The sequence below is a fragment of the Chromohalobacter sp. HP20-39 genome (assembly GCF_033052815.1).
GTDB lineage: Bacteria > Pseudomonadota > Gammaproteobacteria > Pseudomonadales > Halomonadaceae > Chromohalobacter.
Genome location: NZ_JAWHTP010000313.1, coordinates 1 through 349, shown reverse-complemented (window position 1 = coordinate 349; position 349 = coordinate 1). Strand labels below are relative to the sequence as shown.

The window sequence follows — 349 nt, the reverse complement described above, 5'->3', positions numbered from 1 at the left end:
GCACCGAAACCTATGACGTGATCGGCGCACGCAAACCGCGTGCGGACCTGACGCTGGTGATTCATCGCAAGAGCGGCGAACGCGTGGAAGTGCCCGTCACGTGCCGTCTGGACAGCGATGAGGAAGTCTCGATCTACGAAGCGGGCGGTGTGCTGCAGCGCTTCGCACAGGACTTCCTGGAATCGAACAAGGAAGCAGCATGAGCCATCCCGCACAAATCAAAGTCCCCGCCACGTACATCCGTGGCGGCACCAGTAAGGGCGTGTTCTTCCGTTTGCAGGATTTGCCGGAAGCCGCGCAGCAACCTGGCGCCGCGCGCGATGCGCTGCTCATGCGCGTGATCGGCAGC

At 62.5% G+C, this 349-nt stretch carries 2 protein-coding genes; both read left to right on the top strand.

Features of this window, described 5'->3' with window-relative positions; translation table 11 throughout:
- Positions 1-203, top strand: a 203-nt coding sequence (locus tag RVY79_RS18145) for a hypothetical protein (protein ID WP_317465922.1), incomplete at its 5' end; no start/stop codon positions are given.
- On the top strand, positions 200-349 hold a 150-nt coding region (locus RVY79_RS18140; RefSeq protein WP_317465924.1), incomplete at its 3' end, for a PrpF domain-containing protein. The genes RVY79_RS18145 and RVY79_RS18140, both read left to right, overlap by 4 nt.